The 25,651-nt window shown below is 69.3% G+C and carries 22 protein-coding genes; 10 read left to right on the forward strand and 12 right to left on the reverse strand.

Annotated elements, in window-relative coordinates; genetic code table 11:
• Positions 1–45: 45 nt before the first annotated feature.
• From CMO28_RS21350 to CMO28_RS21390, 9 genes are all read right to left on the reverse strand, one after another.
• Positions 46–828, reverse strand: a complete 783-nt coding sequence (locus tag CMO28_RS21350) for an ABC transporter ATP-binding protein (RefSeq protein ID WP_296716740.1) — start codon at positions 826–828, stop codon at positions 46–48.
• Entirely contained in the window at positions 828–2,468 is a 1,641-nt protein-coding gene (locus CMO28_RS21355) for a cyclic peptide export ABC transporter (RefSeq protein ID WP_296716743.1), read from the reverse strand. Before CMO28_RS21355 ends, CMO28_RS21350 begins: the two co-directional genes overlap by 1 nt.
• Complete coding sequence (locus tag CMO28_RS21360) at positions 2,465–3,232, reverse strand: siderophore-interacting protein (protein ID WP_296716747.1); 768 nt, start codon at positions 3,230–3,232, stop codon at positions 2,465–2,467. Before CMO28_RS21360 ends, CMO28_RS21355 begins: the two co-directional genes overlap by 4 nt.
• On the reverse strand, positions 3,229–5,208 hold the full coding sequence (gene fhuB, locus CMO28_RS21365) for a Fe(3+)-hydroxamate ABC transporter permease FhuB (protein WP_296716750.1): 1,980 nt from the start codon (positions 5,206–5,208) through the stop codon (positions 3,229–3,231). Before fhuB ends, CMO28_RS21360 begins: the two co-directional genes overlap by 4 nt.
• A complete protein-coding gene (locus CMO28_RS21370) occupies positions 5,205–6,095 on the reverse strand; it encodes an ABC transporter substrate-binding protein (RefSeq protein ID WP_296716752.1) in 891 nt (296 codons plus the stop codon). The genes fhuB and CMO28_RS21370 overlap by 4 nt, the downstream gene beginning before the upstream one ends.
• A gap of 2 nt (positions 6,096–6,097) precedes the next feature.
• Complete coding sequence (locus tag CMO28_RS21375; protein ID WP_296716755.1) at positions 6,098–8,632, reverse strand: TonB-dependent siderophore receptor; 2,535 nt, start codon at positions 8,630–8,632, stop codon at positions 6,098–6,100.
• Positions 8,633–8,740: 108 nt separating this feature from the next.
• The gene (locus CMO28_RS21380) at positions 8,741–9,727 is read right to left on the reverse strand and encodes a FecR family protein (RefSeq protein WP_296716758.1); all 987 of its coding nucleotides are present in this window, start codon (positions 9,725–9,727) and stop codon (positions 8,741–8,743) included.
• A gap of 91 nt (positions 9,728–9,818) precedes the next feature.
• Positions 9,819–10,334 carry an RNA polymerase sigma factor gene (locus CMO28_RS21385; RefSeq protein ID WP_296716760.1) on the reverse strand — a complete coding sequence of 172 codons (516 nt, stop codon included), beginning with the start codon at positions 10,332–10,334 and terminating at the stop codon, positions 9,819–9,821.
• Positions 10,335–10,524: 190 nt separating this feature from the next.
• The gene (locus CMO28_RS21390) at positions 10,525–10,863 is read right to left on the reverse strand and encodes a DUF962 domain-containing protein (RefSeq protein ID WP_296716763.1); all 339 of its coding nucleotides are present in this window, start codon (positions 10,861–10,863) and stop codon (positions 10,525–10,527) included.
• A gap of 373 nt (positions 10,864–11,236) precedes the next feature.
• On the opposite strand from CMO28_RS21390, the gene CMO28_RS21395 reads away from it, so the two are divergent.
• Positions 11,237–12,586: an acyl-CoA thioesterase gene (locus CMO28_RS21395; protein ID WP_296716766.1), complete on the forward strand. Its 1,350-nt coding sequence runs from the start codon at positions 11,237–11,239 to the stop codon at positions 12,584–12,586.
• A 66-nt stretch (positions 12,587–12,652) separates the two neighbouring features.
• On the opposite strand, the gene CMO28_RS21400 is transcribed toward CMO28_RS21395, so the two are convergent.
• Positions 12,653–13,840 (reverse strand): Mrp/NBP35 family ATP-binding protein, encoded by a 1,188-nt coding sequence (locus CMO28_RS21400; RefSeq protein WP_296716768.1) that lies wholly within the window; start codon positions 13,838–13,840, stop codon positions 12,653–12,655.
• A 333-nt stretch (positions 13,841–14,173) separates the two neighbouring features.
• Between CMO28_RS21400 and hflK the strand changes: the two genes are divergently transcribed.
• The 3 genes from hflK to CMO28_RS21415 all read left to right on the forward strand — a co-directional run bounded on the left by hflK (position 14,174) and on the right by CMO28_RS21415 (position 16,768).
• Complete coding sequence (hflK, locus tag CMO28_RS21405) at positions 14,174–15,364, forward strand: FtsH protease activity modulator HflK (protein WP_062763195.1); 1,191 nt, start codon at positions 14,174–14,176, stop codon at positions 15,362–15,364.
• 18 nt (positions 15,365–15,382) lie between these two features.
• Positions 15,383–16,285, forward strand: coding sequence for a protease modulator HflC (gene hflC / locus CMO28_RS21410; RefSeq protein ID WP_062763193.1), 903 nt, complete (start codon positions 15,383–15,385; stop codon positions 16,283–16,285).
• A gap of 201 nt (positions 16,286–16,486) precedes the next feature.
• Complete coding sequence (locus CMO28_RS21415) at positions 16,487–16,768, forward strand: hypothetical protein (RefSeq protein WP_296716774.1); 282 nt, start codon at positions 16,487–16,489, stop codon at positions 16,766–16,768.
• A gap of 32 nt (positions 16,769–16,800) precedes the next feature.
• On the opposite strand, the gene CMO28_RS21420 is transcribed toward CMO28_RS21415, so the two are convergent.
• A complete protein-coding gene (locus CMO28_RS21420) occupies positions 16,801–17,811 on the reverse strand; it encodes an aldo/keto reductase (RefSeq protein WP_296716777.1) in 1,011 nt (336 codons plus the stop codon).
• A gap of 170 nt (positions 17,812–17,981) precedes the next feature.
• Here CMO28_RS21420 and CMO28_RS21425 point away from each other — a divergent pair, with 170 nt between their 5' ends.
• Together CMO28_RS21425 and CMO28_RS21430 are read left to right on the forward strand one after the other, a co-directional pair.
• Positions 17,982–18,167 (forward strand): DUF2065 domain-containing protein, encoded by a 186-nt coding sequence (locus tag CMO28_RS21425; RefSeq protein ID WP_014748604.1) that lies wholly within the window; start codon positions 17,982–17,984, stop codon positions 18,165–18,167.
• A 91-nt stretch (positions 18,168–18,258) separates the two neighbouring features.
• Complete coding sequence (locus CMO28_RS21430; RefSeq protein WP_296716781.1) at positions 18,259–19,731, forward strand: DegQ family serine endoprotease; 1,473 nt, start codon at positions 18,259–18,261, stop codon at positions 19,729–19,731.
• 85 nt (positions 19,732–19,816) lie between these two features.
• Here CMO28_RS21430 and serB read toward each other — a convergent pair whose 3' ends face one another.
• The gene (gene serB / locus CMO28_RS21435; RefSeq protein ID WP_296716783.1) at positions 19,817–20,743 is read right to left on the reverse strand and encodes a phosphoserine phosphatase SerB; all 927 of its coding nucleotides are present in this window, start codon (positions 20,741–20,743) and stop codon (positions 19,817–19,819) included.
• A gap of 62 nt (positions 20,744–20,805) precedes the next feature.
• Between serB and miaA the strand changes: the two genes are divergently transcribed.
• From miaA to ilvC, 4 genes are all read left to right on the forward strand, one after another.
• Positions 20,806–21,774, forward strand: a complete 969-nt coding sequence (gene miaA / locus CMO28_RS21440; protein ID WP_296716786.1) for a tRNA (adenosine(37)-N6)-dimethylallyltransferase MiaA — start codon at positions 20,806–20,808, stop codon at positions 21,772–21,774.
• A 238-nt stretch (positions 21,775–22,012) separates the two neighbouring features.
• Positions 22,013–23,764 (forward strand): acetolactate synthase 3 large subunit, encoded by a 1,752-nt coding sequence (locus CMO28_RS21445; RefSeq protein WP_296716788.1) that lies wholly within the window; start codon positions 22,013–22,015, stop codon positions 23,762–23,764.
• 133 nt (positions 23,765–23,897) lie between these two features.
• Positions 23,898–24,434, forward strand: a complete 537-nt coding sequence (ilvN, locus tag CMO28_RS21450; RefSeq protein WP_296716791.1) for an acetolactate synthase small subunit — start codon at positions 23,898–23,900, stop codon at positions 24,432–24,434.
• Between the two features lie 173 nt (positions 24,435–24,607).
• Complete coding sequence (gene ilvC / locus CMO28_RS21455) at positions 24,608–25,624, forward strand: ketol-acid reductoisomerase (protein ID WP_296716793.1); 1,017 nt, start codon at positions 24,608–24,610, stop codon at positions 25,622–25,624.
• Positions 25,625–25,651: the final 27 nt, after the last annotated feature.

Genomic DNA, 25,651 nt, shown 5'->3' on the forward strand with positions numbered 1-25,651 from the left:
CTTGCCTCCGCGGATGAGTGGGGGGGACAGGATAGCCGGGTGCGGTCAGGCCGCGAAGGCCCGGATCCTGCCGGCAGCCGATCGGGTGACCTCCATCTCGATGCCATAGATCGCCCGCAGCTGCGCCGGGGTCATGATCCGCGCCGGCGTGTCGTCGGCGATCACCCGGCCGGACCGGAGTGCGACGATCCGGTCGGCATGGTCGGCGGCCATGTTGATGTCGTGCAGCACCAGCACCGCCGCGAAGCCACGCGTGCGGGCCAGATCGCGGATCAGCCCCAGCACCTCCGCCTGATGGGCGATGTCGAGCGCCGAGGTCGGCTCGTCGAGCAGCCAGCAGCTTGCATCCTGGGCGATCATCATTGCCATCCAGACCCGCTGACGCTCACCCCCCGACAGCGTGTCGACCTGGCGATCGACGAAGCCCCCGATGCCGGTGAGCGCGATCGCCTCGTCCACCGCCCGGCGATCGGCGGCGGAGAAGCGGCCGAGGGCACCGTGCCAGGGGAAGCGGCCGAGGGCGACCAGTTCGTGCACCAGCATGCCCGGTGCGGCCGGGGTCGCCTGCGGCAACAGGGCGAGATGTCGGGCGAGGTCGCGGGCCGGCCAGCGGCCGATCGGCCGGCCCGCGAACTGCACCTGCCCGGTGGTCGGTGCCGTCTGGCCCGACAGGATGTCGAGCAGGGTGGATTTGCCGGATCCGTTATGGCCGATCAGCGCGGTCAGCCCCTCGCATGCCAGATCGAGGGTGATATCGGCCAGGATCGGCCGGCCGCCGACGGTGAGGCCGACCCCGTCCAGGGTGAAGCCGCTGGTCCCGGCTGCCATCAACCATCCCTCCGGGGCGTGGTGAGGTCGACCATTTCGGTCACCCGGCCGTCCTTCATGCGGATGATCCGGTCGGCGGTGTCGAAATAGCGGTCGTCATGGGAGATCACGATCAGGGTCCGGCCCTCGGCCTTCAGCGCCGGCAGCAGTTCGGTATGGAAGACATGGCGGAAGCCCGGATCCTGATCGGCGGTCCATTCGTCGAACACCACCACCGGGCGGCGGTCGACCCAGGCATGGATCAGCGCCAGCCGCTTGCGCTGGCCGGTGGAGAGATCGGTGGTCGAGAACCGGCCATTCGCGACATCGACTTTGGTCCCGAGGCGCAGGCGGTCGAGATGGGCGTGGAGCTCGTCATCGCCGATCCCGGCGCCGGGCATCACCTCGTCGAAGAGGTGATAATCGGTGAGGATGGCCGAGAACATCTGCCGATAGGCATCGCGTGTCACATCGTCCACCGCCTGGCCGCCGACGATGATCCGGCCGGCATCCGGGCGATAGAGACCGAGCAGCAGCTTGATCAGCGTAGTCTTGCCCGATCCGTTATCGCCCACGATCATGGTGATCCGGCCGGGTGCGAAGCCGAGATCGAGCGGTCCCAGCCGGAAACCGGGACCGTCTTCTGTGGCGGGGAAGGCGAAAGCGAGACCGTCGAGGCGGATTTCGGCCGGTTCCGCCGGCATCGCCGCCGATGCGGCGGCGGCGGGTTCTGCGGTCGCGAAGCGGCCCGACAGCTCGTCGATCCGGCGGAGCGCGATCTGCATCCGGGTGATCGCCGGCATCGAGGTCATGATCTGCTCCACCGGCCCGCGCAGGAACAGAAGCAGGATCAGGAAGCCCGAATAGACGGCGGGATCTTCGGGGCTGAAGGCGGCCCAGGCGAGCAGCACGCCGATCACCGCGAAGACCAGGGCCGAGCCCAGCGCATTGGCGATGACGAAAATCGCGATCGCCCGGCCGTTGATCCGGCGGATATCGGCGATGGTCGCCAGGATGTCGCCATGGATCTTCTCGCGCCGGGGCTTGTAGATCTTCAGCTCTTTGGCGCCGCCGGTGATGGTGGCATAGGCGGCATGCAGCCGGTCCTCGCCCTCGCGCGCCTCGTCGAAACCGCGCACCGCCCGGCGGCGGGCGCGGTACTGCAGCCAGCCGCCGGCGGCCAGCACCAGGATCACCGCGGCGGAGAGCGCGGGCGACAGCCAGATCAGATAGGCGAAGGCGCCGATCACGGTGATCGCCGAAATCGCGAGCGGGGCCGCGACGAAGGCGACATCGCTGATCATGTCGACATCGTGGTTCAGCACCGGCAGGATCCGGTTGCGGCCCCAGCCTTCCAGCGCCGGCACCGGGGCGTCGATGATCCGTCGGGCAAGCCGGGCGCGCAGATCCGCCACCACCGCCTGACCGGCGGCGTTGGTTGCGAGATCGGATGCGGCACGGGCCGCGAAGGTGACGGCGGCGATGGCCAGGAAGCCGGCGACGAAGCCCGCGGGCAGCGCGAAATCCCGCGCGATGGCGTCGTTCACCCGGTGAAGCAGCAGGATGGTCCCCGCCGCGGACAGGCCGCCGGCCAGGATGGCGAGGGCCAGGCGGCGCCAGTGGCTGGCGACGAGGCTGGCGAACAGGCTTGCGGAGGTCATGAGCGGGGCGTCCCGGCTTCGGATCGGCGCCAATAGGGCACGCAGAGCTGACGGGCCCGCGGCAGGGCGGCGAGCCCGGGTTTGAGGGTCTGGAGCTGATCGAATTCGCCGGCGATCCAGACGAAATCATCGGCGCCGCCGAAACCGGGCAGCAGGGGCCCGAGGGCCGCGGCCAGCGGATGGCGGCCGGCATCGCGGCGGAAGATCCAGCTGACGGCCAGCCCCGGCGGATGATCGAAGGGCAGCACGTCCCGGGGGCCATCCACCTCGATCAGGGCGATGCCGGCGACATCGGGCCCGAGCCCTTCGGCGATGCGGGCGATGGCGGGCAGGGCGGTTTCGTCCCCCGCCAGCAGCAGGCGGCGGGCGGACGGCACGCCGTGGCCGCAGGGGCCCGACATGCCGCAGATGGCACCGGGCACCGCCCGGCGGGCGAAATCCGCGCCCGGGCCGGCGGCGTCGTGCAGCACGACATCGACCTCCAGCCAGCCGGCTGCCGCGTCGATCCGGCGGATGGTGTAGTAGCGCATGGCGCCGGCCATGCCGCGGGCCACCCCCAGCGGCCGGCCGTCGGGGCCGAGCGTCGGGCGCGGCGGTGCGGCACCGGCTTCGGCCGGAAGCCAGAGCCGGACATGGAGATCGTCATCCGTCGCGAAGCGGGCGAGATCCGGCCCTTCCAGCCGGAGGCGGCGCAGATGCGGCCCGGGATCGGCGATCGCGGTCACCCGGAGCAGACGGTAACCGTCATCGGGGGTATCGGTCATGCGCGGCGTCCGATCAGCAGCAGCAGCACCGGCCCGCCGATCAGGGCGGCGAGCAGGCCTGCGGGGATCTGGTAGGGGAAGATGACCACCCGCCCGGCCCAGTCGGCGGCAAGCAGGGTGAGCCCGCCGAAGAGTGCGGCGCCGACCAGCTGTTCCGCCGGCCGGACCAGCCCGGCCAGACGGGCGAAATGCGGCCCCATGATGCCGACGAAGGCGAGCGGGCCGACCAGGATGGTGGCACTGGCGGAGAGCAGGGCGACCAGAAGCAGCAGCCCGGCATTCACCCGGGCGACGGACATGCCGAGCGTGCGGGCGAACCGGCCGCCCAGCGGCAGCAGGTGCAGCCAGCGCAGCATCAGGGGGGTGAGGGCCAGCGCCGCGAGGCCGAGGCCCAGCGCCAGCACGGCTTCGGTCAGCGAGGTGGCATAGGTCGAGCCCGACAGCCAGGCGAGCAGCTGGCCGAGACGCGGATCCTGAAAGGTCTTGAGCACGGCGACGACCAGCCCGGTGATCGAGCCCATGGCAATGCCGGCCAGCAGCAGGCGCAGCCCCGAAAAGGCCTGACGTCGGGTGAGTGCCAGGATCGTCCCCAGCATCAGGACGGCGCCCGCGGCCCCGCCGGCGATCTGCAAAGGCCGGGTGGGGCTTGCCGCCAGGAACATCACCGCGATGATGCCGAGCATGGCGCCCGAGGAGATGCCGAGCACTTCCGGGGCGGCGAGCGGGTTGCCGGTCATGCGCTGCAGGATGGTGCCGGCAATGGCCAGTGACAGCCCGCCGGCGAAGGCGGCGAGCGCCCGCGGCAGGCGGTAGGCGATGATCTCGCCGACATGGCCGGCGACCGGCCCTGTCGTATCGCCGGTGATCAGCAGTGCGCCGGCAAAGACGATCAGGCTGAGGCCGGCGATCAGGGCGACCAGACGCCAGGGGTGGGCGGCCCGGTGGACGGGCGCATGCCGGCGCAGCACCGGCGGCTCGGCCGCCGCCAGCCGGGGCAGCAGGATCAGCAGCAGCGGCGCGCCCAGGATCGCGGTCATGGCGCCGGTCGGGAAGGCGCGATAGGTGGTGGGCAGCAGCAGCACCAGCTGATCGGTGATCAGCAGCAGCAGGGCGCCGATCACCGGGGCCGCCACCAGCTGGGCGACCGGGCGCCGCGCCCCGGCCAGCCGGGCGATCGCCGGGGCGGCGAGCCCGATGAAGCTGATGATGCCGACCGCGGCCACGATCACCGCGGTCAGCGCGACGGCAGCCCCCATCGCCGCCAGCCGGAACCAGGCGACATTCAAGCCCAACCCGCGCGCGGCACGATCATCCAGCCCAAGCAGGGTGATCGGCCGGATCAGCAGCAGGGTGAGCAGGGCCAGCGGCAGCGTCTGGCCGACCAGGCTTCGTGTCGTCTGCCAGTCGCCCTGATCCAGATAGCCGGCGCCCCAGAGGAACAGCCCGATCAGCAGATCGTGGTTGAACAGCGTGACCACGGCTGCGGCCATGCCGCAGAACAGGCTGACGATCAGCCCGGCAAGCGTGACCGAAACGGGGGAAAGCCCGCGTGCGGCGGACAGCACCAGCACCAGGCAGAAGGCGAGGGCGGCGCCGAGCAGGGCCACGCCCTCGCGCCCGATCGCAAAGGCCCAGGGCGCCTGAAGCGTGGCGAGGGTGAGCGCCAGCTGCGCCCCGGCGGAAATGCCGAGGGTGGCGGGTTCCGCCAGCGGGTTGCGCAACACGTATTGCAGCATCGCCCCCGCCAGCGCCAGTCCGGCGCCTGAGAGCAGCGCCACGCTGACCCGCGGCAGAAAGGCGTAATGGGCCAGAACCTGCATCGTGTCGGCAGGGTCGGGGGCGAGCAGCGCATCGGGCCAGAGGGCGGGCGGCACCAGGGCGGCAAGATTGGTTCTGACCAGCAGCAGCGCCGCGACCGCAAAGCCGGCGATGGCGAGTGGAAGCAGGATCGGCGGCCGGCGGAAGGGGGCGGTCATGCGGCATGCTCCGCCTGCAGGGCATCGGTCAGCAGATGCAGGAAGCGCAGCGCCGCCGGGATGCCGCCATAGAACAGCACCTCGGGCAGCAGGGTGACGCGGCCGGCCCGGATGGCGGGCAGGCTGGACAGCACCGGCTGGCGCATGGCCAGTGCCGCGCGCACCAGCGGCACATGGCCGATATTGATCAGCCGCGCCTCGGGCCGGGCGGTCAGCTGGTCGAGCGTGACGGTCAGATGGCCGAAGGCCGATCCCGTGCCCGTCCAGGCATTGGCGATGCCCAGCCGGTCCAGCACCGCCTGGAACAGGCCGTCGGCCGTGAAGACCAGGCAGCGGCGGCCATCGATCAGGCTGATCACATAGGCCGGCCGCCGATCGATAGCCGGCAGGCGGGCTGCGCCATCGAAGGCGGCTTGCGCCCGGGCCAGATAGTCGTTCACCTGCCGCTCCAGCCCGACCGTGCGCCCCAGACCGTCGAGCGCCGCCATGCCGGTCGCGATCTGGTCGCGGCCGTCGAAGGCATGGGGCTGAAAGCGGTGGACCGGCGCGATCCGGTTGAGCCGGGCCTCCAGCGGTGCCAGTTCGCCATCGGTCAGGATGGCATCCGGCCTGAGCCGCGCGATGCGTTCCAGATTGGGCTCGGCACGCAGGCCAAGCTCCTGCACCCCGGGCGCCAGCGCCGGTTCGACCACGATCTGGGCGTAGCGCGGCAGTTCCGGGGCGGCGACCGGCATCACGCCCAGCGCCGCCAGGCTGGCGGCACTCACCCAGTCGAGCGCCACGATGCGCGGCACCCCGGCCCCGGCAAAAGCCGGAACCGGGGCGGTAAGCGCGGTGGCGACGAGGCCGCCCAGCACGGTGCGGCGGCTTGGCGTGCGGGCCGTCATGCTCACCACCGGTAGGTGAGATTGCCCTTGATCGTCCGCCGCTTACCGGCGAGCACCGAGTTCGAATAGAAGCCGGGGGTGTAATATTCCTCGTCGGTCAGGTTGGTGCCGCTCACCCCCAGCGACAGGCCGGCAAGACCGGGATGGACCTGCGACAGGTCATAGCTCGCCGAGGCATCGAACAGTGTGTAGCCGTCGATGTTGGCCTGAGTGCCCGTCCCCGTGTCCATTGCAGTCAGGGAACTGCCGACATAGCGCAGCCCCGCGTCGATGCGCAGCCCGGCGAGTGTGGCGGTCTGGAAGTCGTGGTTCACCCAGAGACCAGCGGTGTGATAGGGCACCGCCTGGGTGCGGGTGCCGACCTTGCTGATGCCCGATGCGTTCGGATTGTCCTTGGTGACTTCGGAATCGGTATAGGCATAGCTGGCGACCAGGCTCCAGCCATCGCCAAGGTCACCCTTGGCTTCAAGTTCAAGGCCGCGGGAGCGGACTTCGCCTTCCTGGGTCGACAGGGTCGGCCGCTGCGCGTCAGGCGTGACGACATTCTGCTGGGTCAGCTGGAACACCGATGCGCTGAACATCAGCCCGGTGCCGGGCGGCTGGTAGCGCAGGCCTGCCTCGTACTGTTCACCCGTGGTCGGATCGAAGGGCCGGCCGTCGGAATAGGAACCGGAGACAGGTTCGAACGACGTGGAATAGGACAGATAGGGGGCGAAGCCGTTATCGAACAGATAGCCAAGCCCGACGCGGCCGGAGAACGCGTTCTGCCGCCGCTTGGTGACCGTGTCGTCGTACCCGTAGGCAGCATAGAGCGTATTCGAATAGTAATCGTACTCTGAGATGTCGGCCCAGTCCTGGCGGCCGCTCAGCGTGACGATCCACTTGTCCCAGCGGATCTGATCCTGCGCATAGACACCGATCTGGCTGATCAGTGATTTATCATCAGACCACGGCAGGCCATAGACGGGGTCGAAATCATAGTTGGGGTTCAGGATGTCGATATGGGCGTTGTTGGTCGAATTCGTCCGGGTCTCGCGGATGCGTGAATAGCCGTAGTTCACGCCGAAGGTCAGATCATGGGCAAGCGGGCCGGTTTCGACGACGCCGTTGACATTGGCGTCGGCAACCAGAGTGTCCGAGGTCCGCGGCCGATTCTGCACACCGACATTCACATAGTGGCCATCGACCACCGCGATCGGCCACTCCCAATTGAAGGCGCTGACATAGTCAAGCTCCGCATGGGTGTAGCGAAGGTTGTTGCGGAAAGTCCAGGTGTCGTCGATCTCCTGCTCGAAGACATAGCCGATCGTGCTCGATTCGACGTTCCAGTCCGTGAGCCCTGGAATGCCCATATAGAAGTCGCTCGGGATCTTGATGCCGTTCGAATAGACGCTGTCGTCGAGCGGCAGGCTCTGTTCCGATCCGCCCTGGGTCCAGTTCTGGTATTGGGCGAGCAAAGTGAGCCGGGTACCTTCGCGGCTGTCGAGGGGGAGGGCGGGGGCGATATAGACCGAATCATCCTTGGAGTGATCGATCTGGGTGTCGGCATCGCGCTTGAGCGCAGTCAGCCGGTAGAGGATATGGCGATCCTCGTCCAGCGGTCCGCCCAGATCGATCGCGACCTGCTTGCGGTCGAAGCTGCCGTATTCGAGCCGGATTTCGCCGAAGGGATCCTCGGTCGGCCGCTTGGTGGTCATCGAGACCAGGCCGCCGGGGGCGGCATCGCCATAGAGCACCGACGAGGGGCCGCGCAGCACGGCGACGCTTTCCAGCCCATAGGGCTCGACGAAGGAGTCATAGGGGTTGTAACCGTTGCGCAGCCCGTCGCGATAGAAGTCGCGCTGGCTCTGGGCCCGGAAGCCGCGCAGATACATGAGCGGCATGCCCTGGCCGCCCGGATAGTCGATCGCGCGGATGCCGGGGGCATAGGCGATGGCATCGTTCAGGTCGGTGACGCCGCGATCGTCCATCTCCTGGCGGGTCACGATGCTGAGCGATTGCGGCACCTCGATCACCGGCGTGTCGGTCTTGGTTGCAACCGAGCCGTTGCGGGCGACATAGCCGGTGGTGGCGGTCGCCGGATCATTGCGGCCACCCCGCCGCCCCGCCTCCACCATCAGCGGGTCGAGCACCGTTTCGCCGGCAGCGGCGCCGGTCCCGGCGAAGAGGGCGGCGGAGCCGGGGGCGCTGATCCGCACCGAAATTCCGCTGCCCGAAACCAGGCGGCGCAGGGCCTCTTCGGCCGTCATGCGGCCCGAGACCGCGGCCGAGGTCTTGCCGGCCACCAGGGCCGAGGAATAGCTGATCTGCCAGCCTGAGGCGCCGATGAAGGCGTCGATCGCGGCGGCGAGGGGTTGGGCGGGGATCGCGAACGCCCGGGTCTCGGCCGCCGCGGCGGGTGCCGTCTGCTGCGCGCCGGCGCCAGCCGGCACCAGCACCGCACAGCCGAGCATGCTGGTGGTCAGCAGCAGCCGGGTAAGACCGGCGACCCCGCGCCGTCGTGATGCCACAGGCGATGCCGCCATCCGGAGTGCCATGCCCAACCCTTTCTTCGTCGCTGGTCAGCGGCCCGGCGTTTCGTGTTGCGGGCCTTCTGACCGGTTGGACGCGGCAGGGATCGGGATCCGGCAAAAAAAGTGGCGTTTTCACTCCAGGACGAGAATCCCGCCGGGCAATGTGCGCAGCGAGAGACCGGCGGCATCGGCCAGCCCGGCGAAGCCGGCGCCGACATCGTCGAGCCGATAGCTGCCCGAGACGGCGAGACCGGCGGCCTCGCGGTCGGCCAGGACCACATAGCCCGGGTGATAGCGGGCCAGGCTGTCGACCACCTCTCCCAGCGGGCGGTCGTGGAAGACCAGCCGGCCCTCGCGCCAGGCCAGGGCGCGGCTTGTATCGATCGGGCGGGCGGGATCGAGACCGGCCGCCGAGGCGATGACCTGCTGGCCCGGCACCATCACCACCGGCGCGCCCAGCCCGTCGCGCCGGGCGACCTCCACCCGGCCGCGCTCAAGCACGATCTCGTCGCGATCATCACGGGCCTCGACTGCAAAGGCGGTGCCGAGCACGGTGACGGTCGTGAAGCGGCCGGTCACCCTGAACGGATGATCCGGGTCGTGGCGGACATCGAACCAGGCTTCGCCCTTGAGCAGGGTGACCAGGCGCCGGCCGCCGTCGAAATCCACCGTCACGGCAGAGGCCGTGTCGAGCATCATGGTCGAGCCGTCGGGCAGGGTGATGGTGGCGCGCTCCCCCGTCGCCGTGCGGTGATCGGCCTCCAGCCTTATCATCAGCGCCGGTCCCTGCCAGAGGGCGAGGGCGGCGAAGCCGGCGGCCATGGCAAGGCCCGCCATCCGGCGCAGCATCGGCCGGCGGCGTGGTGCAGCGGCAGTCGCTGCGGCCGGCAGCTCCTGCACGGCGGCTGCGAAACTCTCGGCACCCCATGCGGCCGTGACCCGCCGGAATTCGGCCGCATGGCGCGGATCCCGGGCCCGCCAGCGGGCGAATTCCGCCCGCGTCGCGGCATCGGCGGTGCCGTCGCGCAGGGTCAGGAACCAGTCGAGCGCCTGATCGGCCGCCGGGTCGTCATGGGGCTCCGGACCGGTCGCGTCCGGGGAAGGGGGGTCTCGTCTCACGCGGGGGTTCCAGTCTGCCGTCTTTCGCCGTCCCTTTTGATGAGACGTTCGAGCGGCCCAATTCTGGAAAAAAGATCGCCATCGGTCAGCTTCATTTTCGCTCCAGCCGTGCGAGCGCATCGCGGCAATGGCCGAGGGCGAGTTTCAGATCGTTGAAGACGGTGCGTTCCGAGATGTCGAGATGGCGGGCGATGCGGGCATTGCTCCAGCCTTCGATCCGCGCCAGCACCACCACCTTCTGTGTGCGCTCGGGCAGGCGGGAGAGGGCGGCGCGGACATGATCCAGCTCTTCCCGTGCCGCCAGACGGTCATCCGCTGCCGGCTGATCGGCGGCAACGTCGCGGATGTCGTGGTCCGCCGTCTCAGGCCGTTCGACCGCCGACCGGGTCTGCCGCCGGCGGAGATGATCCAGCGCCAGATTGCGGGCGGTGCGGTGCAGATAGGCCTCCATCTGCTCCACCGTTCCGGTCCGGGCGGCGTGGGCCGCGCGGATATAGGTCTCCTGAGCAAGATCCTCTGCGACCTGCGGATCCCAGACGATGCGCCGCACCCGCCGGATCAGGGTCTGCCGGCTGTGCAGGAAGATCTCGGTGAGGGTGGTGGTCATCCGCGGTGGCTTACCCGTTCGCGCATCCGCGAGGCCGCAACCGCGGCCCGGCGGGGTGGAGACGGGCGGAGCCGCCCGGCCGGGCCAGCATAGCCGGCCCCGGACGGGCTGTCACAGTTCAATTGCGAAGGCGTCGCATTCGCATATGAGGCTTTGACGACCGGGTGTGGTCGGACGGTGACAGCTGCGGTCAGACGGTCAGGCCGGCACCCCGGAGTTCCGGGCGAAGCCGCCCCGCCAGCCACAGCCCGTACATCCGCCAGTCACTGGCCAGCGACCAGAGCGGGTAGCTGAAGGTGGCGGGGCGGTTCTTCTCGATGAAGAAATGCCCGATCCAGGCAAAGCCGTAGCCGGAGACGAGCGCGCCGGCCAGCCACCACCAGGATCCGGTAACGATCAGGGCCAGAAGGCAGAGCAGGGCCGCCGTGCTGCCGACGTAATGCAGCGCCCGGCAGCGCGGGTCGGCATGTTCTCGCAGGTAATAGGGCCAGAATTCGGCGTAGTGCTGCGGCTGATCGGTGGGGGGCATGGGCTGCGGAACCTCCCTCTCGCGGCGCGCCGGGCGGCTTCTTGACGAGGCCCTGGCGCGCGGGTCGTGGGGCGCATTCTACCATGAGGCGCCGGTGTTGCCGAGGGGGGCGGGTGGCGGCGATGCTGCGGCCCTGCGCGAAAGGCTGGAACCCGCCTGCCGTGGCGTGCCATCCTGTGCGCCGCGTGATCCGTTGCCCGGGGTGTGGGGCGGCAGGGTCCGGCAGGTTTTGCACATGTCGCGCCATTTTGCGAACCGAGCGGGCGGGCCCTCTGGCCCGCTCCCGAGGGATCATAACGTGCGCCCGGCGGAAGGTCCGCGCTCCCCGGCGGGCCGTCCAGGACCGGCAGGCACGACCGGAGGACGTCCAGGAATGCAGATGAACGATCAGGCGGATGAGGAGATGATCGCCGGCGCGGATATCGGCTTCGAAGCGATCGAAGGCGGCCGCGGTGTGGTGGTGGCGGCCGAGACCGATGCCCGCGGCCGGATGAGCGCTGCGGCGATCGCCGACCGCTTCGCCGACGGCGTGGTGGTGGCCCTGTCGGCGGCGGGCTTCGGCCGCCATGCGATGGCGGAGCAGGGGCTGTCGCTCAAGGTGCTGGCCTCGGCCGTCGAGGTGGAGCGGGCCCCGGCGATCGGCGAGGCCTGGCGGGTCGGGCTGACCCCGGTGCCGGTCGAAGACGGTATCGGCTTCGCGGCCGAGCTGTCCGATCCGCTGATGGGCGATGTCTTCGCCCGCGGCATCGTCGAGGTGGTGCCCGAGGATGCGAGCGGCGTGCATGCCGCCTTCCCCGACGACATCGCCGACCGGCTGGCCGAGGCGGCGATCGAAAGTGCCGGCCCGGCCGATGCGCTGCCGGCCGGCGCCGGCGTGGTCGGCAACCGCCATTGCGACATCATGGGCCACATGAACGTGCAGTTCTACGGCGCCGCCTTCGATCAGGCGTGCCGGCTGCTGGGCGTCGGGCTGGGCCTGGCCGAGGGAGTGGTGCTGAAGCCGGTGCGCTCGGTCATCCGCTTCAAGGCCGAACAGCGCCTGGGCGACGCCTTCCAGGTGACCTCGCGCCCGACCATGGTGGCCCCGGACGCGATCGCGGTGACCCACGAGCTGCACAATCTGGAGACCGGCACGCTCTCGGCCTCGGTCGATTATGTGCTCCAGCCGATCCTGGCCGAGGACGCGTCGCTCCGCCCCTTCGACGATGCGACGATCGAGACCGCCTCGATGCTGGGCGCCGAGATCGTGGGCGGCATCGATATCGGCCCCGGTCCCACCGAGGGCCAGGGCATCAGTTTCGAGACCTATCGCGGCTCGGTCGACCCCTGGCATTGCGACGAGCACGGTCTGGTGGGCGAACAGTCGCTGATCGACCGGGTTTCGTGCGCGGCGGGGCAGCTGCTCGACAAGGTGGGGTTGAGCGGCGAGCGGATCCGCCGCGACCGGATCGGCACTGCGGCGGTCGAATACCGCATCCGCTATGAGGGCCCGGCCCGCAATGGCGATGCGCTGACCCTGCGCAGCCAGATCGCCGGCGTGCGCGACAAGGTGCTGGTGCTCCGTCACCGGCTGAGCCGCCCGGGCGAAGAGGCGACGCCGCTGCTCGAAATCGACGTGATCGCGGTGATGCTGGATCTGGAACGCCGCCGCGCGACCCGGGTGCCCGACGATGTGGCGGCCCAGGCACGCGAACTGCTGATCGAGGATGACGCCGCCGTCTGACGGCACGGTCTCCGCGATGCGAAACCGGCCCCGGCAGCGTTGCCGGGGCCGGTTCCGTTTGCGGCATCAGTCTTCGATGATGATCCGCGGCGGCTCTCGCCGCACCCGGCCCAGGCTTTCGACCACGCCGGCGGCGATGGTGTGATAGGGGGCGGCGGCCTCGCTCTCGGGGGCGACGGCGACCACCGGCCGGCCTTCGTCGGACATGATCCGGACATCGAGATCCAGCGGCACGGCGCCGAGGAAAGGCAGGCCCAGCTTCAGCGCCTCGTCGCGCGCGCCGCCATGGCCGAAGATGTCGGAGCGCCCGCCGCAATGCGGGCAGGTGAACCAGCTCATATTCTCGACCAGGCCCAGGATCGGCACCTCGACCTTGCGGAACATGGCGAGGCCCTTGCGCGCATCCAGCAGGGCGATGTCCTGAGGCGTGGAGACGATCCCCGCCCCCGCCAGCGGCACGCGCTGGGCGATCGAGAGCTGGACGTCGCCGGTGCCGGGCGGCATGTCGAGCACCAGCACGTCGAGCGGCGCCCAGTCGGTTTCGCGCAGGAACTGGTCGAGCGCACCCTGAACCATCGGGCCGCGCCAGATCAGCGGCGTGTCTTCCTCGACCATCAGCCCGATCGACATGGCCTTCAGGCCCCAGCCGATCTTGGGTGTGATCCGCTTGCCGTCGGGGCTGTCGGGCCGGCCCTGAAGCCCCAGCATACGCGGGATGGAGGGGCCATAGACGTCGGCGTCCAGAATGCCGGTCTTCAGCCCCCGGGCCTGGAGCGCCAGCGCCAGATTGACCGCCAGCGTCGACTTGCCGACGCCGCCCTTGCCCGAGGCGACGGCGATGATCGCGGTCACCCCCGGCACCACCGGTGCCGAGGGGCGCTGGCCGGCGGCGGGCCCAGTGGCGGACCCGCTGGCGGGCCCGGCGGGCGCGTGGCTGTGACCATGGCCATGACCGTGACCGGCGCCGCCGCGCGGCGCCTGGCCCGGGCCGCGCCCGGGCGTGCGTTCGGCGGTGAGCACCGCGGCGACGCGGGTGACGCCGGCGACGCCTGCCGCGGCCTGTTCGATCTCGCGGCGGAGCGGTTCGGTGGCGGCGGCACGGTCGGGGGTGGTCTCGACCATGATGCGTGCGATGCCGGCCTCGTCGACGGTCAGACCCGAGATCCGGCCCGAGGCGACCACGTCGCGGCCGCGCTCCGGATCCCGTATCCCGGCGAGCCTCGACAGAATCTGGTCCCTGACGGTCCGTGACATGGTTGAAAACTCCGAGTTCATTGCGATATAGCCCGGGGATCGGGCAGTTGGACGGCCGGCGGTTCGGAGATCCGCCGGGTCGCGGCGGCCGACGGGAAACCGGCGGCACCGGCGATATAAGCGCAACTCCGCCTCCGGCGCCATATGGTGCCGGCAGGCCGCGTCGGAAACGGCGCGGGTGGCGCAATGTCGAGCTTCGCCCCATTTACTTCCGGACATGCGGCAGTGGTATCGCATGGCCGGGCACGCCGGCGGCGGCGCGCGACCGATGGTCGCAGGCCCGTCCGTCGCGCGACGGGTTCGACCACGACAAGAAGCGGAGATCAGTCAAGCATGCCGTGGAACACGCCGGGCGGTGGACAGGGTGGCGGGCCTCAGGGCCCCTGGGGGCGGGGCCCCAACGGACCGCAGCCGCCGGACCTGGATGAGCTGCTGCGCAGAAGCCAGGAGAAGATGCGCCGGGTGCTGCCCGGCGGCGGCGGTGGCAGCGGCGGCGGCCGGCTGATCGCGCTGGTTGCGGCCGTGGGTGTCGCGATCTGGCTCGGCACCGGTTTCTATCGCGTGCAGCCCGACGAGCAGGGCGTGGAGCTGGTTTTCGGCCGGTGGGTGAACACCACCACGCCGGGCCTGCACTACAACTGGCCGGCGCCGATCGGCGAGGTCTACAAGCCCGCCGTCACCCGCGTGAACCGGGTGGAGATCGGCTATCGCTCCGGCACCGATTTCGGCCGCGCCGCGGGCGTGCGCGAGGTCAATGCCGAGAGCCTGATGCTCACCGGCGACGAGAACATCATCGATATCGACGTGACGGTGTTCTGGCGGATCAAGGACGCCGGCGCCTATCTGTTCGAGATCCAGCGCCCCGACACCACCATCAAGTCGGTGGCCGAAAGCGCGATGCGCGAAGTGGTCGGCCAGACGCCGCTGCAGTTCGTGCTGACCGAGGGCCGCGCGCGGATCGAGCAGCAGACCCGCGAGCTGATCCAGGCGACGCTCGACACCTACAAGTCGGGCGTGGAGGTCACCCAGGTCCAGCTGCAGAAGGTCGACCCGCCGCAGCAGGTCATCGATGCCTTCCGCGACGTTCAGGCGGCCCGCGCCGACCAGGAGCGCCTGCAGAACGAGGCCGAGGCCTATCGCAACAGCATCCTGCCCCGCGCCCGCGGCGAGGCCGAGCGCCTGATCCAGGAAGCCCAGGCCTATCGCGAACAGGTCGTGGCCGATGCCCAGGGTTCCGCCGAGCGCTTCACCTCGATCCTGACCGCCTACAACGAAGCCAAGGACATCACCGCCCGGCGTCTCTATCTGGAGACGATGGAAGAGGTGATGGCCGGGATGAGCAAGGTCGTGATCGAGCCGGGCGTTGCCGGGGGGCAGGGCGGCGGCCAGTCGGTCGTGCCCTATCTGCCGCTCGACCGCCTGATCCGCGAGCCCGCCCCGCGCACCGGTGACGGTGCCGACATGTCGTCGTCGTCCGGTGCCGCCTCGGCGGCGCAGGGCAACGCCACCACCACGCCGCGCTGACCGGGAGGAGGCTGAACCATGAGGAAGGGTCTTCTCACCGTCGGTGCGATCGTCGTCGCCGCCGCCGCCCTGGTCGGCATCTCGTCGACCTATGTCGTCCATCAGACCGAACAGGCGCTGGTGCTGCAGTTCGGTGAACCGCGCAAGGTGGTTCAGGAACCGGGGCTGCACTTCAAGCTGCCCTTCGTCCAGAACGTGGTCTATTACGACAACCGCGTGCTGGATTTCGACGCCGACGTCCAGGAGGTGATCGCCTCCGACCAGAAGCGTCTGGTGGTGGACAGCTTCGCCCGTTTCCGCATCACCGATCCGCTGCGCTTCTATCAGGCGGTCGGATCGGAAGCCGTGGTCCGGGCGCGGCTGGACAGCATCGTGAACGCCAGCCTGCGTAACGTGCTGGGCTCGGTGCCGCTCGGCACCGTGCTGACCAGTCAGCGCGCCCAGTTGATGAGCCAGACGGCCACCATCGTGAACAACGAGGCCAAGAGCTTCGGCATCGAGGTTCTGGACGTGCGCATGCGCCGCGTGGATCTGCCCGAGGCCAACAGCCAGGCGATCTTCAACCGCATGCGGACGGAACGCGAGCGCGAGGCGACGGAACTCCGCGCCCAGGGCGCCGAGCTTGCCCAGCGCATCCGTTCGCGCGCCGACCGCGAGCGCACGGTGCTGCTGGCGGAAGCCCGCCGCGAATCGCAGATCGCCCGCGGTGAAGGCGATGCCCAGGCCAGCCGGATCTTCGCCGAAAGCTTCGGCAAGGATGCGCAGTTCTTCGACTTCTACCGCAGCCTTCAGGCCTATCGCACGGCGCTCGGCAATTCCGACACCACCATGGTGCTGACGCCCGAAGGCGACTTCTTCCGCTATTTCGGTGCCGACGGCCAGCTCCGCCTGCCGGGCCAGACGCCCGCTGCCGGTAACTGACCCGGCGCGTACCGCACGCGAAGACGAACTAAAGACGAACCAACGGCCGTCCCGGGCAACCGGGGCGGCCGTTGGTCGTTGAGCATGAGGTCTAGGAGGGGGCAGCCGGTCCGGTGCGGGGCTTGCATGCGTCCGATCTGCGCGCCACCTTTATCTCTCAAGACAGAAGGCGGACGAGGGCAGAAGGCGGATGAGGTCAGGATGAGCCGTGTTGCCATCAAGGTGTTGACGACCGTGACCGCTCCCTACGGAGGGTCGCTGTCCGCGCATGATCTGGCCGGCCGGATCGCCGATCCCGGCAGTGCCGAGCGCTGTGATCCACTGGTTTTCGCCTTCTTCTCCGAAGTCAGCCCCGGGTTGCAGCAGGCTTTCATCGACGAGATGCATGTCGATCCGACGGCCGCACGGCAGGTTGCTGCGCGGTTTTCCGAACTGGCGGGGTATAGCCTGCCCTTTGTCAGCGAGTGCCGTTTGGCAGCCTGATCCGACAGACAGTCACATCACCGGCCGGACCGTCACACCACCGGGTTGGGCATCTCGCGATGCACCGCCTCGATCGCCTGGAGCAGGTCGGGGCTGAGGTCGAGATCGGCGGCGGCGAGGATCGGGGCCAGCTGGTCGGGGCGGGAAACGCCGGGCAGGGCGGAGGCGATGCCGGGCCGGGCGATGGTCCAGGCGACGGCCATGGTCGCCGGGTGCAGGCCGTGCTCGCGGGCGAGGGCGACATAGCGATCGGCGGCGGTGATGGCGCGGGCATGGCCGTAGCGGGCCTGGAAACGTGGCGGGAAGGCATTCAGCCGGGCCTCGGGGCCGGCGCCGCCGACGGCACCGTATTTGCCGGTCAGCACGCCCATGGCGATGGGCGAAAAGGCGAGCATGCCGATGCCCTCGTTCACGCAGACTTCCGACATGCCGTCGTCATAGACCCGCTTCAGCAGATGGTAGACATTCTGCAGCGACACGATCCGGGCGGTGCCGAGCGCTTCGGCCCGGGCCGCCAGACGGGTGAGGCCCCAGGGCGTCTCGTTGCTGACGCCCAAATAGCGGACCTTGCCGGCCCGCACCAGCCGGTCGAGCGCTTCGAGCTGCTCGTCCATCGGCGTCACGCGGTCGGGCCAATGGGTCTGGTAGAGATCGATCACGTCGGTGCCGAGCCGTTTCAGGCTCTCCTCCACCGCGCGTTCGATATGGAAGCGGTCGAGCGCACAGAGCCCGCCGCGGATATGGCCGACGATGCCGCGGCCCGGCCCGTCGCCCGGGCCCGACACCTTGGTCGCCACGATCACCCGGTCGCGCGGCACCGTCTTCAGGAAGGCGCCGAGGATGCGCTCGCTGGCGCCCTGGGTCTCGGGCGTCTGGGGCACGGCATACATCTCGGCGGTGTCGAACAGGGTCACGCCGGCCTCGAAGGCCTCGGCCATGATCCGCACCGATGTCCGCTCGTCGAGCTGCGAGCCGAAGGTCATGGTGCCGAGCGAGATTTCCGAAACCAGAAGGCCGCTCCGGCCGAGGCGCCGATATCGCATGAAATGCTCCGTCACGGATGGGCATGGACCGCGCCCGTTGCCGGGCGGGCGCAAGCTTGCTACAGGTGATAGGGACTGTCCACCATGCCTCCGCCGACCGGTTCCGCCGACGACGCTGCCGCATCCGTGGTCCACTCCGCCCCGCAGACCACCGTCTCGAGGAGCCCGGCATGAACGACCTGCTGACCGCCATCGGCCTCGTGCTGGTGTTCGAGGGTGCCGTCTACGCATTGTTTCCGCGCGGAATGAAGCGGATGATCGTGGCGGTGCTGGCCGAACCGGAGGATCGCCTCCGGGTGGGCGGTGCGGTGATCGCGGCCATCGGCGTCGGCCTTGTATGGTGGCTGCGCGGATAGCGCCTGCGTGCATCCGCGCTTGATCCACCCCGGCCCCCCGCCTACATCGGATCTTCGTAGCCTGCCGGCAACGTATCAGGGAGACAATCACGTGCCAGCTTCCCTTCCGCACCGGATCTTCTCGGGTCTGGCGGCGCTCACCATCGCCACTTGCGTGGCGCTCGGTGCCGGTCCGGCGGATGCGCGCCCGGCGCCCGAAAGCTTCGCCGATCTGGTAGAGAAGCTGACCCCGGCGGTGGTCAACATCTCGACCACCCAGAATGTCGAGGTGCAGGGCCCGCAGATCCCGATCCCCCAGTTTCCCCCGGGATCGCCCTTCGAAGACCTGTTCCGCGACTTCTTCGGCGACCGCGGCGGCCCGGGTGGCGGCACGCGCAAGGTGACGGCGCTGGGCTCCGGCTTCGTGATCGACGCGGGCGGCCTGGTCGTGACCAACAATCACGTCATCAAGGATGCCGACGAGATTTCGGTGATCCTGACCGACAATACCGAGCTGCCGGCCGAAGTGGTCGGTACCGACCCCAAGACCGATCTGGCCGTGCTCCGGGTGAAGTCGCCGAAGCCGCTGCCGGCCGTCGCCTGGGGCGACAGCGCGAAGTCGCGGGTGGGCGACTGGGTGATCGCGGTCGGCAACCCGTTCGGCCTGGGTGGTTCGGTCACCGCCGGCATCATCTCGGCCCGGGCCCGCGACATCAATGTCGGCCCCTTCGACGACTTCCTGCAGACCGATGCCGCCATCAACCGCGGCAATTCCGGCGGGCCGATGTTCAACATGGCCGGTGAGGTCATCGGCATCAACACCGCGATCTTCTCGCCCACCGGCGGCTCGGTCGGCATCGGCTTCGCCGTGCCGTCGGAACTGGCCCGTCCGGTGATCGAGCAGCTGGTCGAATACGGCCGCACCCGCCGCGGCTGGCTGGGCGTGCAGATCCAGCCGGTGACGGCCGACATCGCCGAAAGCCTGTCGCTGGACAAGGCCCATGGCGCGCTGGTCGCCCGCGTGATGCCCGACAGCCCCGCCGCCAAGGCCGGGATCGAGGTCGGCGACGTGGTGCTGCGCTTCGACGGCAAGGACGTGACCGAGATGCGCGAGCTGCCCCGCATCGTGGCCGAGACCGAGATCAACCGCTCGGTGCCGGTCGAGGTGTGGCGCAATGGCCGCAAGATCGAGGTGAAGGTCACCGTGGGTGAGCTGGACGAGAGCGACATCGCCCAGGCGACCGAAGAGCCCGGCCAGGAGCAGGCGCCCCAGGGCACCGGCACCAAGGTGGCGGCGCTTGGCCTGACCGTCGCCCAGGCGGATGGTGCGGTGCGCGACCGCTTCGGCCTGGGGGCCGATGTCGAGGGCGTGGTGATCACCGAGATCGACGCCAACGGCCCGGCCGACGACAAGCCGATCCGTGTCGGCGATGTGATCGTCGATATCGGTCAGCGCAAGGTGGAGAAGGTCGCCGACATCGAGGCGGCGATCAAGGAAGCCCGCGATGCCGGCCGCAAGTCGGTGCTGCTGCTGGTCCGTACCGGCGACGACAGCCGCTTCGTCGCGATCCGCCTGAAGGATTGACGACGGCGGTCCCTGCGGCCTGAAACGGCCAAAGCCCCGCCCGGAGCGATCCGGGCGGGGCTTTGCTTTTGAACGCCGGCGGTGTTCAGTCCGCGACCAGGAATTCGTCGCGGGCATAGCCCTGCAGGTAGAGCAGGGCGGTCAGGTCGCCGTGATTGATCCGCACCGGTGCGGCCGCCGCCACCCGCGGCTTGGCGTGATAGGCGACGCCGAGGCCCGCCTGCACGATCATCGGCAGGTCGTTGGCACCGTCGCCGCCCGCCAGCGCGCCGCCGAGCCCGCCGGCCCAGAGCCCGGCATAGTGATCCAGCGCCTCGACCTTGGCATCAGCGCCCAGGATCGGCGGGATCACCCGGCCGGTCAGCCGCCCGTCCTCGATTTCAAGGACATTGGCGCGATGGTCGTCGAAGCCGCAAAGCGCTGCGACCCGGGCGGTGAAATAGGTGAACCCGCCCGAGACCAGCACCGCGCGGGCGCCCTGGCTGCGCATGGTGGCGACCAGGGTGCGGGCACCTGGCATCAGCCGCACCCGCTCGCCAAAGGCGCGGGCCAGCACGCCGTCGGCCAGCCCGGTCAGGGTCGAGACCCGGGCGGTCAGCGCCTCGGCGAAATCCAGCTCGCCGCGCATCGCCCGCTCGGTCACCGCCGAGACCTCGGCCTTCACCCCGGCGAAATCGGCCAGCTCGTCGATGCATTCGCAGGTGATCATGGTGCTGTCCATGTCGGAGACCAGCAGCCGGCGGCGGCGCGTGGGCCCGTCCGGCTGTGCGGCGGCATCCACCGGCAGCCCGGCGCCGGCAAGGGCGGCCTCTGCGGCATCGCGCACGGCGGCGGCCTCTCCCTCGGCGGCAATGTCGACGGCCACGCCGTCATGCAGCGCCGTGACCGTGCCCGTGGCATGGCCCGCGGCTTCGACCGCCCGGCGCACCAGATCGATCGTGCCCTGGTCGAGCACGGTTTCGCCGCTGCCGGCCTTGACGGGATCGCCGATCAGCGTCAACACGGTTCCCATGGGATCGTCCCTTCATCCAAACACCGGGCGCATTAAAGGCGCCGGACCGCGCGGGAGCAAGCATGCAGCGGAGCAATCCGGCACCGGCCGGCGCCGGCCCCCTGATCGTGGTGATGGGGCCCACCGCATCCGGCAAGTCCCAGCTGGCGCTCGACCTCGCCCGGGCACGCGACGGCGTGGTGATCAATGCCGATGCGATGCAGGTCTATGCCGATCTGCGGATCGTGACCGCGCGGCCCTCCGCGGCCGACGAGGCCGCCGCCCCCCACCGGCTTTATGGCGTGCGGCCGGCCGAGGCGGTGTGGTCGGCGGCCGACTGGGCGGCGGCGGCCCGTGCCGAGGTCGCGGCCGCGCATCGGGCCGGGCGGCTGCCGCTGATCACCGGCGGGACCGGCCTTTACATCCGTGCGCTGGTGGAGGGGCTGTCGGATCTGCCCGCGATCCCGCAGGATCTGCGCGACGAGGTCCGCGCGCTGGGTCTGGCGGGGGGCGTGCCGGCACTGAAGGCGGCGCTGGCACCGCTCGACCCCAAGGCGGCGCAGCGGCTGGCAGACCCGCAGCGCCTGGCCCGGGCGCTGGAGGTGGTGCGTGCCACCGGCCGCAGCCTGGCGGACTGGCAGCGGGCCCATCCGCCTGCGGGCGGCCATGCGGGCCCGGTCTTCACCATCGCGCTGATGCCGGATGCCGGAACCCGCGACCGGGCGATCGCCGGCCGCTTCGCGAAGATGCTGGAGATGGGGGCGGCCGACGAAGTCGCAGCCTTCCTGGCGCGCGGGCTGGATCCGCAGGCCGTGCCGCTGATGAAGGCGGTGGGCGTGCCCGAGATCGGCGCCTGGCTGGCGGGGGAGATTTCACGGGACGAGATGCTGGAGCGGGGCCGCATCGCCACCCGCCAATACGCCAAGCGTCAGATGACCTGGATACGAAATCAGGCGCACATCAACCTGGGCGCGCATGAGCAATATTCGGAATGTTTGGCATCAAGAATCTTTTTGGAAATTGATCGCTTCCTGTTGACCCTGGGTCATTGAGCCGCTAGGTTCCACAGGCTCGGATCAGAGACCGGTCGAGATCCGCCTGCCCGTATGCCATGGGCAGGGCGGGACCGGGCCCCGCATCGAGGTGAGGGGCGGAACCCGCCGACGGAGATGTCCGCCGGCGGTTCTTTTTCGGCGAAGGCCGGCGGATGTCCCGCCGGTGATCCGGGCGAGGGCGGGCCCTGCGCTGCGCATGCCCCCCGAACCAGATGTTACGCGGAGCGACCGAACGATGCAGTTCACCGGTGCGGAAATCCTGATCAAAGCCCTGGCCGACCAGGGTGTGGAGGTCATTTTCGGCTATCCCGGTGGCGCGGTACTTCCGATCTATGACGCGCTCTACAAGCAGAACAGCGTGCGTCATTACCTGGTCCGCCACGAACAGGCGGCGGTCCATGCGGCGGAGGGGTATGCGCGCTCGACCGGCAAGGTCGGCGTGGTACTCGTGACCTCGGGCCCGGGGGCGACCAATGCGGTCACCGGCCTGACGGATGCGCTGATGGACAGCATCCCGATCGTCTGCCTGACCGGCCAGGTGCCGACCCACATGATCGGCAACGATGCCTTCCAGGAGGCGGATACCGTCGGCATCACCCGGCCCTGCACCAAGCACAATTATCTGATCCGCGACGTCAACGTGCTGGCGGCGAAGGTCCACGAGGCCTTCCATGTCGCGCGCTCGGGCCGCCCTGGCCCGGTCGTGATCGACCTGCCCAAGGACGTGCTGAACACGCTGGCCGCCTATACCGCCCCCGATGCCCTGCCGGCGCCGACCTACCGGCCCCAGGTCACGCCCGAACAGGCGGCGATCGAACGCGCGGTCGATCTGATGCTGAAGGCCGACCGCCCGGTGTTCTATGTCGGCGGCGGCGTGATCAATGCCGGCACCGAGGCCTGCGACAACCTGGTCCGCCTGGTGCGTGCCACCGGCTTCCCGATCACCATGACCCTGATGGGCCTCGGCGCCTATCCGGCCAGCGACCGGCAGTCGCTGGGCATGCTGGGCATGCACGGCACGCTGGAAGCCAATCTGGCGATGCATGGCAGTGATCTGATGATCAATCTGGGCGCCCGGTTCGACGACCGGGTGACCGGCCGGCTCGACGGCTTCTCGCCCGACAGCATCAAGATCCATGCCGATATCGACCCGTCTTCGATCAACAAGAACGTGGCGGTCGACCTGCCGATCGTGGGCGATGCCGGCAACACCATCCGGGCCCTGCTCGAGGTGTGGGAGCGCCGCAAGGCCGAGCATGATCCCGCGCGCATCGGCGACTGGTGGGAGAAGATCGCCGGCTGGCGGGCGCAGAATTCGCTGGGCTTCCAGAACAGCGCCCAGATCATCAAGCCGCAATATGCGATCCGCCGGCTGTGGGAGATGACCCGCGACCGCAACCCCTACATCACCACCGAGGTCGGCCAGCACCAGATGTGGGCGGCCCAGCATTTCGGCTTCGACCAGCCGAACCACTGGATGACCTCGGGCGGGCTCGGCACCATGGGCTATGGCCTGCCGGCGGCGATGGGCGTGCAGGTGGCGCATCCCGATGCGCTGGTGATCGACATCGCCGGCGAAGCCTCGACGATGATGAACATCCAGGAGCTGTCGAGCCTGATCCAGCATCGGCTGCCGGTGAAGGTGTTCATCCTGAACAACGAATGGATGGGCATGGTCCGCCAGTGGCAGGAGCTGTTCCACGGCGGCCGCTATTCCGAAAGCTATTCGGCGGCGCTGCCCGATTTCGTGAAGCTGGCCGAGGCCTTCGGTGCCAAGGGGCTGCGCGCCCATTCGCCCGACGATCTCGACGACGTGATCCGCGAGATGCTGGCCCATGACGGGCCGGTGGTGGTCGATGTCCGCGTCGACAAGGGCGAGAACGTCTATCCGATGATCCCGGCCGGTGCCGCGCATCACGAGATCATCCTGGGCCCCGGCCAGGAGCTGGACGCCTGCAAGAGCGAGGAAGGCATGGTACTGGTCTGAGCCGCGGGCGATACCGCAGCGGCGACGCCAGATCCCGGCAGGCTGCAGCCCGGCCTGCCGGCCCCTATGCCGGCCTCCCTCTCTGGACCTTCCGTCCAGGTCAAGACCCGCTCCAGGCGCGAGACAGCTTCCCATGGTCATCAAGAACGAACCCATCACCCAGCACACCATCTCGGTGCTGGTCGACAACGAAAGCGGCGTGCTCGCCCGCGTCATCGGCCTGTTCTCGGGCCGCGGCTACAACATCGACAGCCTGACCGTCGCCGAGGTGAACGAGACGCGCACCCGCTCGCGCATCACCATCGTCACCTCGGGCACGCCGATGATCATCGAGCAGATCAAGGCGCAGCTCACCCGGCTGGTGCCGGTACATGCGGTGACCGACCTGACCCAGAGCGGGCCTTTCGTCGGCCGCGAGCTGGCGCTGGTCAAGGTCGCCTGCACGGGGGATCGCCGGGTCGAGTCGCTGCGCATCGCCGACATCTTCCGCGCCCGCGTGGTCGACAGCACCCATGAAAGCTTCATCTTCGAGATGACCGGCTCGACCGAGAAGATCGAGGCCTTCATCAACCTGATGCGGCCGCTGGGGCTGGCGGATGTCGCCCGCACCGGCATCGCGGCCCTGTCGCGCGGGGCGGCCCCGCTCGCCTCCGAGCGCGGCCGCTTCTGATCCGACCGGCTTTCGGACCTTCGGAAAATCCCGGGGTCCACCATTCGACACCTTAGGTCCATATGGCGTCGTGCGTGGTCGAAATTGATCGCGAGGCGTGCGACGACAAGGTCAAGGGCGGCGGGATGCAGAACAGGCCGCCCATTGACATCATCAGAGGAAGCAACCGAACCATGCGCGTCTACTACGATCGCGATGCCGACCTGAACCTGATCAAGACCAAGACGGTTGCGATCATCGGCTATGGCAGCCAGGGCCATGCCCATGCGGCGAACCTCCGCGACAGCGGCGTCAACGTGATCGTGGGCCTGCGTGCGGGCTCCGCGACCCGTGCCAAGGCCGAGGGCGCCGGCTTCACCGTCCACACCCCCGACGAGGCCGCGAAGCTGGCCGATGTCGTGATGGTGCTCACCCCGGACGAGCTGCATGCCGACCTCTACGAGCAGGATCTGCGCGACAACCTGAAGGAGGGCGCCGCCCTCGTCGTCGCCCATGGCCTGTCGATCCATTTCGGCCTGATCCAGCCGCGCGCCGATATCGACGTGTTCATGGTGGCGCCCAAGGGCCCCGGCCATACCGTCCGCAGCGAATACCTGAAGGGCGGCGGCGTGCCGAGCCTGGTTGCCGTGGCGCAGGACGTGTCGGGCAATGCGCTCGAGACCGCGCTGTCCTATGCCTGCGGCCTGGGTGCCGGCCGCGCCGGCATCATCGAGACCAGCTTCAAGGAAGAGTGCGAGACCGACCTGTTCGGTGAGCAGGCCGTGCTCTGCGGCGGTGTGACCCACCTGATCACCGCCGGTTTCGAGACCCTGGTCGAGGCGGGCTATGCCCCCGAGATGGCCTATTTCGAATGCCTGCACGAGATGAAGCTGATCGTCGACCTCATGTATGAGGGCGGCATCGCCAACATGCGCTACTCGATCTCGAACACCGCCGAATACGGCGACTACGTGTCGGGTCCGCGGGTCATCACCCCGGCCGTGAAGGCCGAGATGAAGAAGATCCTCGACGACATCCAGGGCGGCCGCTTCACCCGCGACTGGGTGCTTGAGAACGCCGCCCGCCAGTCGAGCTTCCGGGCCATGCGCCGCCGCAATGCCGAGCACCAGATCGAAGAGGTCGGTGAGAAGCTGCGCGCGATGATGCCCTGGATCGCGGCCAACCGCCTGGTCGACAAGACCAAGAACTGATCTGATCCTTCCGGACCGGATGCAGAC

It is taken from the genome of Tistrella sp. (assembly GCF_002684955.1).
In the GTDB taxonomy this organism is placed as follows: domain Bacteria; phylum Pseudomonadota; class Alphaproteobacteria; order Tistrellales; family Tistrellaceae; genus Tistrella; species Tistrella mobilis.

Excerpts from the sequence above, each read along its gene's own strand:
- CMO28_RS21360 (WP_296716747.1), bottom strand. The coding sequence starts at position 3,232 with ATGACCGATACCCCCGATGACGGTTACCGTCTGCTCCGGGTGACCGCG.
- fhuB (WP_296716750.1), bottom strand. The coding sequence starts at position 5,208 with ATGACCGCCCCCTTCCGCCGGCCGCCGATCCTGCTTCCACTCGCCATC.
- serB (WP_296716783.1), bottom strand. The coding sequence starts at position 20,743 with ATGGGAACCGTGTTGACGCTGATCGGCGATCCCGTCAAGGCCGGCAGC.
- hflK (WP_062763195.1), top strand. The coding sequence starts at position 14,174 with ATGCCGTGGAACACGCCGGGCGGTGGACAGGGTGGCGGGCCTCAGGGC.
- CMO28_RS21415 (WP_296716774.1), top strand. The coding sequence starts at position 16,487 with ATGAGCCGTGTTGCCATCAAGGTGTTGACGACCGTGACCGCTCCCTAC.
- hflC (WP_062763193.1), top strand. The coding sequence starts at position 15,383 with ATGAGGAAGGGTCTTCTCACCGTCGGTGCGATCGTCGTCGCCGCCGCC.
- CMO28_RS21445 (WP_296716788.1), top strand. The coding sequence starts at position 22,013 with ATGCAGTTCACCGGTGCGGAAATCCTGATCAAAGCCCTGGCCGACCAG.
- ilvC (WP_296716793.1), top strand. The coding sequence starts at position 24,608 with ATGCGCGTCTACTACGATCGCGATGCCGACCTGAACCTGATCAAGACC.
- CMO28_RS21350 (WP_296716740.1), bottom strand. The coding sequence starts at position 828 with ATGGCAGCCGGGACCAGCGGCTTCACCCTGGACGGGGTCGGCCTCACC.
- CMO28_RS21370 (WP_296716752.1), bottom strand. The coding sequence starts at position 6,095 with ATGACGGCCCGCACGCCAAGCCGCCGCACCGTGCTGGGCGGCCTCGTC.
- CMO28_RS21425 (WP_014748604.1), top strand. The coding sequence starts at position 17,982 with ATGAACGACCTGCTGACCGCCATCGGCCTCGTGCTGGTGTTCGAGGGT.
- CMO28_RS21395 (WP_296716766.1), top strand. The coding sequence starts at position 11,237 with ATGCAGATGAACGATCAGGCGGATGAGGAGATGATCGCCGGCGCGGAT.
- CMO28_RS21420 (WP_296716777.1), bottom strand. The coding sequence starts at position 17,811 with ATGCGATATCGGCGCCTCGGCCGGAGCGGCCTTCTGGTTTCGGAAATC.
- CMO28_RS21375 (WP_296716755.1), bottom strand. The coding sequence starts at position 8,632 with ATGGCACTCCGGATGGCGGCATCGCCTGTGGCATCACGACGGCGCGGG.
- CMO28_RS21400 (WP_296716768.1), bottom strand. The coding sequence starts at position 13,840 with ATGTCACGGACCGTCAGGGACCAGATTCTGTCGAGGCTCGCCGGGATA.
- miaA (WP_296716786.1), top strand. The coding sequence starts at position 20,806 with ATGCAGCGGAGCAATCCGGCACCGGCCGGCGCCGGCCCCCTGATCGTG.
- CMO28_RS21355 (WP_296716743.1), bottom strand. The coding sequence starts at position 2,468 with ATGACCTCCGCAAGCCTGTTCGCCAGCCTCGTCGCCAGCCACTGGCGC.
- CMO28_RS21385 (WP_296716760.1), bottom strand. The coding sequence starts at position 10,334 with ATGACCACCACCCTCACCGAGATCTTCCTGCACAGCCGGCAGACCCTG.
- CMO28_RS21390 (WP_296716763.1), bottom strand. The coding sequence starts at position 10,863 with ATGCCCCCCACCGATCAGCCGCAGCACTACGCCGAATTCTGGCCCTAT.
- ilvN (WP_296716791.1), top strand. The coding sequence starts at position 23,898 with ATGGTCATCAAGAACGAACCCATCACCCAGCACACCATCTCGGTGCTG.